General features: G+C 42.9%; 7 protein-coding genes. 2 read left to right on the forward strand and 5 right to left on the reverse strand.

The genetic code is table 11. From position 1 onward, the window contains the following. Positions 1-271: 271 nt before the first annotated feature. Together ACTHMC_RS08180 and ACTHMC_RS08185 are read right to left on the reverse strand one after the other, a co-directional pair. A complete protein-coding gene (locus ACTHMC_RS08180) occupies positions 272-829 on the reverse strand; it encodes a hypothetical protein (RefSeq protein ID WP_440412456.1) in 558 nt (185 codons plus the stop codon). Positions 830-1010: 181 nt separating this feature from the next. Beyond that, positions 1011-1415: a winged helix-turn-helix transcriptional regulator gene (locus ACTHMC_RS08185; protein ID WP_440412457.1), complete on the reverse strand. Its 405-nt coding sequence runs from the start codon at positions 1413-1415 to the stop codon at positions 1011-1013. A 93-nt stretch (positions 1416-1508) separates the two neighbouring features. On the opposite strand from ACTHMC_RS08185, the gene ACTHMC_RS08190 reads away from it, so the two are divergent. After that, positions 1509-2780, forward strand: a complete 1272-nt coding sequence (locus tag ACTHMC_RS08190; protein ID WP_440412459.1) for an acetyl-CoA C-acetyltransferase — start codon at positions 1509-1511, stop codon at positions 2778-2780. Between the two features lie 68 nt (positions 2781-2848). On the opposite strand, the gene ACTHMC_RS08195 is transcribed toward ACTHMC_RS08190, so the two are convergent. Further along, entirely contained in the window at positions 2849-3298 is a 450-nt protein-coding gene (locus tag ACTHMC_RS08195; RefSeq protein ID WP_440412460.1) for an SRPBCC family protein, read from the reverse strand. Positions 3299-3575: 277 nt separating this feature from the next. Here ACTHMC_RS08195 and ACTHMC_RS08200 point away from each other — a divergent pair, with 277 nt between their 5' ends. After that, entirely contained in the window at positions 3576-4247 is a 672-nt protein-coding gene (locus ACTHMC_RS08200; protein ID WP_440412462.1) for a hypothetical protein, read from the forward strand. Between the two features lie 55 nt (positions 4248-4302). Here ACTHMC_RS08200 and ACTHMC_RS08205 read toward each other — a convergent pair whose 3' ends face one another. Together ACTHMC_RS08205 and ACTHMC_RS08210 are read right to left on the reverse strand one after the other, a co-directional pair. After that, on the reverse strand, positions 4303-5301 hold the full coding sequence (locus ACTHMC_RS08205; protein ID WP_440412463.1) for a hypothetical protein: 999 nt from the start codon (positions 5299-5301) through the stop codon (positions 4303-4305). After that, the gene (locus ACTHMC_RS08210) at positions 5276-8116 is read right to left on the reverse strand and encodes a hypothetical protein (protein WP_440412465.1); all 2841 of its coding nucleotides are present in this window, start codon (positions 8114-8116) and stop codon (positions 5276-5278) included. Before ACTHMC_RS08210 ends, ACTHMC_RS08205 begins: the two co-directional genes overlap by 26 nt. Positions 8117-8359 lie beyond the last annotated feature (243 nt).

The raw sequence follows: 8359 nt of genomic DNA on the forward strand, positions 1-8359 counted from the left end.
TCAGGAGACCTAACTTGGTTTTGATTAACTTAGTTTCAGATTTCATGGTCTGACATTTTTGGGATTGATTGAAAGTGTGGTTACTTAAAATTAATCCCATTTGTCAGATCAAGTCTTAACTTCTACATCTGAAGGCTCTGAGAATCGCGTAAACGAAATTTATCTCCATCAGGAACCCGAATAAAATCGAGTAAAAATTACTTTTGAGACACCCTCCTCATTTCTTTTCCGGTTATTGTATATTATGCCTGTTCTTGTTTTAGCATGATGATCAGAACGGTTGATTGTATCTACCTGTCAACGCCTTATTTTCGATGCTTTTTGCGAAGTTCGGTGCCTCTTCATGGTTGTGTGCATCGGATGCCGCCTGTCTTGCTGCAGCTGCGTCCTTGAGGTCGATGCCATGTTCTTGTATGTACCCTAACATTTCCGGAGTAGCTGTTGCATGGATCTCATTGGTATAAAGACAGGTTTTATCGTCAATCTTCGTAGCTTTCAGCTCCCACAATACCTGAACTTTGGTACGGCCGTTTTTTGTAATGGAATCAGAAACAGACAGCATCCGGCAATAGTCTGCACGATGAACCACTGCAACATAGTGCTGCACCATTAAAGCATCGCCAATTGTCTCCACATTGATCGATACGGGCGTTCCCTCATAAGTACTGCTTATGCCAGCGCCAAGATGCTGGGTGGAGCAGCGCTGGTACTCCGCATCCGGCAGATTCAATAACCAGTCGGCTATATTCACTTTCTCAATAGGGGCATTGATGAGAGCGGTCACAACTGAGTGTGAGAGCGCGTTTTCAGGTGTTTGTTGAATTTCCATGGTGCTTGTAGTTATTTATGAGGTAAATCTAGTTGTGTTTCACCGGGGATGACTTTGCTATTCATTGAACAGGCAAAAACAGTCGATGAACAACAATTAGCTGTCGGTGAAAGAGTGAAAAAAATATGATATATTCAACCGGTACCTTCTCTTAATAAAAAGGTGCATGCTGGTTTTCATTTTATTTTCTCATCCTTTTCCTGAGACCACGCATCGCCTTTCCATTAATATCCCTGAATGCCGATACCCTCATTTCAGGTCTGCTGCCGGGATTATACTTTTTGCCCCAGTCGGACAGTTGAAACAACACCGGCACCAGATCAACAGCCTTTTGTGTGGGGTAGTATAGAAATTTCGATTTATTGACAGGCGACACTTCCTTTACGATAAACCCTTTATCCTGCAACTCTTCCAGTCTGTTCGACAGAATATTCCTGGCAATCTTTTCATCCGACAGCAGGAACTCCCCGAAAGAGGTTTTTTCAAAGAACAGCAGGTCCCTCATCAGCAGCAGGCTCCACTTATCGCCCAGTATGTCCAGTGTACAACTGATAGGACAATCCGATCTCATCACTGTTTTTTTCATTACTAATCCTTTTGGAAAAGCTAAAATACAATATAAGTAGTTGCATATTGCTACTACTTTTGTAAATTTGGTGTCTTACCAAAAAAGCACAGGATGAATACCGCCAGGAAAGTAGCGATCGTAGGATATAACCGCATACCGTTTGCCCGGTTCAACACCGCTTACGCAGATTTTACCAACCAGGACCTGCTGGTGGCTGCGTTAAATGGATTGATCGATAATTACAAGCTGCATGGAGAGCGCCTTGGAGAAGTAGCGGCAGGAGCCGTAGTGAAACACCTGAACGAAAGCAACCTGGTAAGGGAAGCTGTGCTGAAAACCGCACTCTCTCCTGAAACACCGGGAGTGGATATACAGAAAGCCTGCGTAACTGGCATCGAAGCGGTGATCAGTATTGCCAATAAGATAGCAACCGGACAGATAGAATCAGGGATTGCAGGAGGCGTGGACTCTATGAGCAATCTGCCCATCGGCATATCCGACAAATACAGAAAGGTTTTATTGAAAGCCAACAGGGCAAAGTCTTTCATGGAAAAACTGAAATTATTTGCATCTCTGCGTTTTAAAGATATCAAACCCGTCCCTTACCGTGGCCAGGAACCTGAAACCGGGCTTACAATGGGAGAGCATACTGAACTAACAGCAAGTTATTACGGCATTACCAGGCAACAGCAGGATGAACTTGCACTAAAAAGTCATCTGAACCTGGCGAAAGCCTATGATGCGGGTTTTTATGAAGACCTCGTCTCTCCATTTGCCGGCCTTACGCAGGACAATACCTTGCGCAGAGATACCACCCTGGAAAAACTAAGCAAATTAAAACCGGCCTTTACAAAAACAGGTCACACCATGACCGCCGGAAATTCAACCAACTTCACAGATGGAGCCTCCTGTATTTTACTGGCATCAGAAGAGTGGGCTGCAAAGCGTAACCTGCCTGTACTTGCCTATGTCACCTATGCAGAAACCGGCGCCATCGAATACGTACAACATCAGCATAATCTGCTACTGGCTCCGGTAATCGTTGCCCCGCGCATGCTGGAAAAAGCAAACCTGAAATTAGGAGATTTCGATTTTTATGAGATCCATGAAGCTTTTGCCGCGCAGGTATTGGCCACATTGAAGATCTGGGAAGATGACAAACTTTCTCAACAGTTTGGTCTGCCGGGAGCCTTGGGAAAGATAGACCCGAACAAACTGAATGTTATGGGCAGCAGCCTGGCAACAGGACATCCATTCGCCGCCACCGGAGGAAAAGTGGTAGCTACAATGGCAAAGCTGTTACATGCAAAAGGCAGTGGCCGCGGATTCATCTCCGTATGTGCGGCAAGAGGACAGGGCTCCACCATGATCCTGGAAAAGTAAAAGATAGATCCTGGGTGAGCAAAAGAAAAGCCACTGCAGGAGTGGCTTCTATGATAATCTGATGGTACTTATGCATCCGGAATCTCTGGCTCCACCAGCTTCGCTAATTTCTCCAGCGATTCTTGCCATCCCAGATAACAGAACTCAGCAGGGATCTGCGGAGGAATTCCTTCCTGATTGATCTTTACCTCCGTGCCTGCCAGGTTTTTCTTTAAGATAACCGTAGTGGTCATTTCTCCGGGCAGACCTGGATCATCAAACTTACTGGTATACTTCACCAATTCACCGGGCTTCAACTCTACATAGGTTCCACCGAATGAGTGGCCATTTCCTGTTGAGAAATTAGTGAATGACATTTTATACGTGCCGCCCTGTACTGCATTCATCTCATGAACAGTGGCAACAAATCCATAAGGAGGAAGCCATGCCGCATAGGCATTGGCATCGGTGAATGCGCGGAATAATTTCTCCGGGGAGGTTTTGAGCACCCTGTGAAGGGAAACTGAATTACTGGACATAAGGTTCTGTTTTAGTTCCTACTCATTTGGCCTTTCGGTTCCGCCCGTTTTTTCAGTGGTAGCTGCTCCACTTGTTGGCTGATGGCATCAACACAACAAAGGTGAGGCTTAGTTACCAAACAATTAGTGGCTATATCCGGCAAACAGCGGGCATTTTGCGGCGGCCCTTTCCTTTAAAATCCCCTTTTGAGGGGATAGAAGGGAAGGGGATATGTTCAATATTTGTTTTGAAAACAAGACAGCATTTCAAAACAAGACAAATACTCAATAATCAGGTATGAAAAAGATACATTTTATCCTCCTGCTGGCTACCTGCATAACCAGCGCCACACAGGCCCAGATTGAAAGGCCCACCGTAATCAGGAAAAAAGTAACCACCAATCCTGTTACACAAGCACCCCCACCAGCTCCGGCTCCCGCACCGGCACCCGCGAGAACTGCGCCTCCGCCTGCTACCAAACCCGCACCTGTTTTCAGTTTAACAGGTGTTGTAGTAAAGATCAGAACTGGCGCAGATAACAAGGAAAGTCCTTCAGAGGTGATCCTGAACTTGTACAATACCGCTACCGGCAAGATCTGTTTTCAGCACGCAAGCCCTATCAATACCTTATTCGACGCCGGCTCAGAACTGGAATTCAGACTGGTGAAATTTTCCAAACCCTGGGTGCCGGCACAGGAGATCACTAACAGCCTGCAATTATCTTCACTGCAAACCAGCGGCATACGCTTCGATATCGGCTATTCGCCCAATTTCTTTATGGATGCCTGGTCGGTGCGCGGTGTTACAATCACCCTTGAATTTAAAGATCAGTACGGAAGCGCACACCCTACATTAGGCAACAAAGTAATTCATTTCAACAATGCCATTGGCATGATGGACCAGAGCAAACAGAGTCTGAAATGCTATATAGATGGCAATTTGAATGCACTGAACGCAACCATCAACTGATGAAAACGGGGGGGGAAACAACCCGGCGGGATTTTATTGTGCCTGCAGTTACCAACTAATGATGTTTTCTATATAGTACAATATAATAAGCCATCAGCATAAGCAACAGGATGCCAGCTCCGCTCAGCCTGAACATATTGCTGCAGTCGCCGAAAAAGATCTCTTCAGTACATTTTACCAGGATATAAGAAATGATGGTGGAAATGAAAATCTTTTTGGTCAGGTTCATGGATTCCGTCGACTTCTCTTCATCGATATCTTTTTTATTGCCGCCTAACAGGTAGATACTGGTATTGCTCCTGTAATAATTGAAAAAGCCAAAGATGATGAATACAGGTAAGAGGTAGAGAAAAATATGTTCTGCAGGTTTAAAGATATCCATGCCTTCCGATTTTTCCTTCACCAGTTTTATGAAATCCAGTGTAATGCTCCAGGCGCCAAAGCCTATGGCAAAAGCTATTAATAGATAGAACAATCCGAGAATGATAGCATGAATGACCCACTTGATGGCGTCATTGATGTTCATGATTATTTTATTGCATCCATCCAGTAATCCGTTCTCAAAAAGTGTATGTTTTACTTTATCGTTGCTGGTTTTATTTTCTTCCTGCCGCAATTGAGGATACAGATCAGAAATGATATCGGTAACCCTGTGATAATATAAAGGGGAGCGTATCTTACTTATAAAGAAAGTTTTTTCGTCGGTGACCTGGGTAGGCTTACTGCTTACTATAATTGAATGGTAATCTCCATCCCTGTATTTCTTTTCAGAGAGAAAGTTATAGAACCTTAGCCCGAGGTCATCCTGTTCACCATTCATCAGGCAGATATCGATAATGAAGAGGTCGATATCGTTGTATTTTGTTATGATTTCATCAAACTTTACCATCTGCAGCTTCTTCTCAACAAAATAATGGTAAGCCTGGATCTTTTGATCCCCGGGTTCAATTTCAGGATGGACTTCCACTTTGTTCCCGAATTTTTTTTCGATGCTGTTGGCCATTGCTACAAATTCACGGGGTACGTCTTCAAGGATGAGAATTTTTATTGGCATCTTTTTTCAGATTTAGGTCAACAATAGTGGTATATCTTTTTCCCTGGGCGCTGGCGTAGGAAATCATGTTATTGTATTTCAGGCTTTCCATGATCCATTTGCACATTTCCAAACCGCCAAAATGTTTCTTGTCACTGGATTTCTGTTCAGACTCTCTTATGTCATTTTCAAAGACCAACTGATTCTTCTCTTTGTCGTACGTCACCTGTAAGAACTGTTCTTCTTTTAACTGCGATGAATATTTTTTCATATTTATGATCAACTCCGGGATAACAACATCCGGGATACTCGAATGCATTCTTGCTTCATCACTTGAATTGAAGCCGATGAATTTGATCGCTTCAACCGGTATTTCATATTTACCCAGATCCCCGCATTCGAAAATATAACCCATTGTTTCCAACAGATCCTGCCATTTATAGCTTTGCATGTCACTCGGTACGGGGGTATTGAAGTTTATCTGACTTACCATCGCCTTTTTAACTATATCGAATAATTTGCTCTTTTTCTTCATTTCCGGTTCTTCGGGATTCTTGATAAGGCCTGTAAAGAAATCCGACTGGGCTTCGATATACCTGTTGAGACCATGTTGTAGCTTGCGTTGGTAAATTGCCTGTTTCCTGTTTTCCAATACTTCCATGAATGCATCATTGTCGAATTGCTTCTGCAGGTATTCCAGCAGTTCCTCTTTTATCAAAAGCAACAATCTTATCTTTTCTATATTCATGAAGGAGATGAAATTGTCATAGTTGGTTTCCGATGTGTTGGTAATCACAAGGACTGCCTGTCCTTTCAGCTTATGGCTTTTCTCCTTTTTGTGCGGTGGTACAAAATCGGATAACCGGAATATCAGTGTCATATTAGATTCACTGAGCATTCTGAGTCCCATATCTGTTTCTTCATTCCAGAAGTCATTCCGGAACAGCTCTTCAGAACTCAGCGCGTTTTTTTTCAGTTCCACTTCAGTTCTGTTGAAATATTCACTGCCCAGGCCACTGCCTGAATGTTGGGGGGAAGTTTCAGGCGCTTTATAAAAGTTGTCCTGGAATGAATGAATACTTCCATCAGGAAACTTACCCGTAAACATTAAGGTTTGCGGATTAATCCCGTCCACAGTTTCCGCCAAACCATACAATGCATTATAGATAAGACCGTTTTCGCTCATTTTGATAGCAAAATTTTCAAATTCTGCATCCTTGCTTGTTGTTGAGATCACAGGGTAGAGATTGTATGAATCGCCCTGCGGCTCCCGGTACTCAATAAAGAAGGCATACATAAGTTTGCCTGCCTCTATGCCCGGTTGTAAAATATTCAGTACGGCATCCAGGATGGCCCGTACTTCCGCATTCAGCTTGCTTTTGCTGGATTCATTGTTGCCAGCTTTTCCCGTTTTGCTTTCTCCGGCATGCAGCAGAATGTTCATTACATTCAGCATATGACAAACAGATTTTTCAATGTTCTCCAGTGCTTTCGGGTCATCTTTACTGGCAGAATTCCTGATCAGCCTCCTTGCATTGGTGATGATATTGTCGTTCTTAGGGTGTTTAAAGTAATGGCTATATAACTTGTCGATCACTGGCTTCTCTCCATATATTTCTTCATCCTCTTTAATCCCTTTTCTGTTCCTCATTTGTCTTTTATGCAGCTCTTTGAGCTCATTGATCAGGTAGATATTCTCGGCTTTCAGAATGCGGATAAACAGGTAATAAGGGGAATTCCATAATTGCTTCAGTACCCGCGGATCATTTTCTTCCTTTCCTATTTTGATGGAATTTTCCGGTAGCAACTCTTTGGAATTTATCAGGTTTTCCAGCCTGATTGAGCGCCCCGGATTACGGAACAACAATAGTTTATAGCAATAAAGAAGAAAATAATTGTAGGTGACCAGGTGCCTGTATTTGTATTCAAGGTTCGATCTCTGAGTTTCCTTTGTCTCCTGATCTGCATTCGCAAGCTTGTCATATTCCGATTTATACCTTCTCGTATATTTTTCGGTCTTCATTTCCCAGTAGTCATTTTTTATCCCGGCGAGAAACTGGCTGGAAATTATATAGTTTGAATTGAGCTCTACCGACCTTTTAATGAGGGATTTCAATTGAATGAACTCATTGGCGTCCATCTTATGATGGCTGTCATTTTTGTCGGTTCTGTCCAGTTCCTTCAATTGACCGTTCACATAATTGAAAACAGTTTTGTATATTTTTTCATAATCTGTAAAAGGAGGCTTGGATAAAACACTGGTGATCACATTCCTCACCACCTCTTTTTCAAATTCAGGCTTTCGCAACTTCAATTTGTTGCTGAGTATTTCCTGCTTCCCGTCGATTATAATTTCATTCAGTGGACGTTTTACTTTTTCAAGCAAACTGTCTATAAGATCTGCGGGATTTTCTGTATAGTTAAAGTTGGAGAGTTCCGAGTTGATCACATGGGTAAGGAAGAGCTTTACCTGGTGCACTTTCTCGCGATAGAAGAAATGAGTGTAAAAATCATAGGCGTCGCTATCGCCTTTTTTAAGAGGTATATATTGCCGCGTGTTTTCATCTTTGCTGATAAATTCAAGTTCGGCAAATGTTTTTGGTTTGGTCTTTTGAATGTCATGCCCAACCATCACTTTCAGTGCATCCAGGTGGCATTCACTCACCAGTCTTTTCAGCATTTCATGCCTTTCTTTCAAGGGGTCGGCCAGGTGTGCTGATGCGATTACGGGGATATTGAGGCGAAAGAAATAAATCAGACCTTCCTCTTTATCTGTTTCATGTGGTAGTTTCTGAAAGATCTCGCTCCTGGAGAAATCGCTGGTCCTGTCTATCAATGTGAGCAGGAGATTAAATCCTGTTTTATTATGCTGGTTGGTTTTCAGGTGTTTTATGTAATTGCTGATCAGCTTAAATGTCCGGCCTCCCGATAATACGTCTTCAAAATATATGATAGCGGCGTTTTCCTTAAAAATGTTACTGTATATGGATATAAAATTGTCTACAAACTAATGGTAGGGCTGATATATGAGGATCGTTACCTTTTTGTTATACAGTACCGGTTCTTTGACGATGTCATC

It is taken from the genome of Pseudobacter sp. (assembly GCF_051955275.1).
Classification (GTDB): Bacteria; Bacteroidota; Bacteroidia; order Chitinophagales; family Chitinophagaceae; genus Pseudobacter.

Coding starts and splice junctions, on each gene's coding strand:
- ACTHMC_RS08185 (WP_440412457.1), bottom strand. CDS start 1,415: ATGAAAAAAACAGTGATGAGATCGGATTGTCCTATCAGTTGTACACTG.
- ACTHMC_RS08190 (WP_440412459.1), top strand. CDS start 1,509: ATGAATACCGCCAGGAAAGTAGCGATCGTAGGATATAACCGCATACCG.
- ACTHMC_RS08180 (WP_440412456.1), bottom strand. CDS start 829: ATGGAAATTCAACAAACACCTGAAAACGCGCTCTCACACTCAGTTGTG.
- ACTHMC_RS08195 (WP_440412460.1), bottom strand. CDS start 3,298: ATGTCCAGTAATTCAGTTTCCCTTCACAGGGTGCTCAAAACCTCCCCG.
- ACTHMC_RS08205 (WP_440412463.1), bottom strand. CDS start 5,301: ATGCCAATAAAAATTCTCATCCTTGAAGACGTACCCCGTGAATTTGTA.
- ACTHMC_RS08200 (WP_440412462.1), top strand. CDS start 3,576: ATGAAAAAGATACATTTTATCCTCCTGCTGGCTACCTGCATAACCAGC.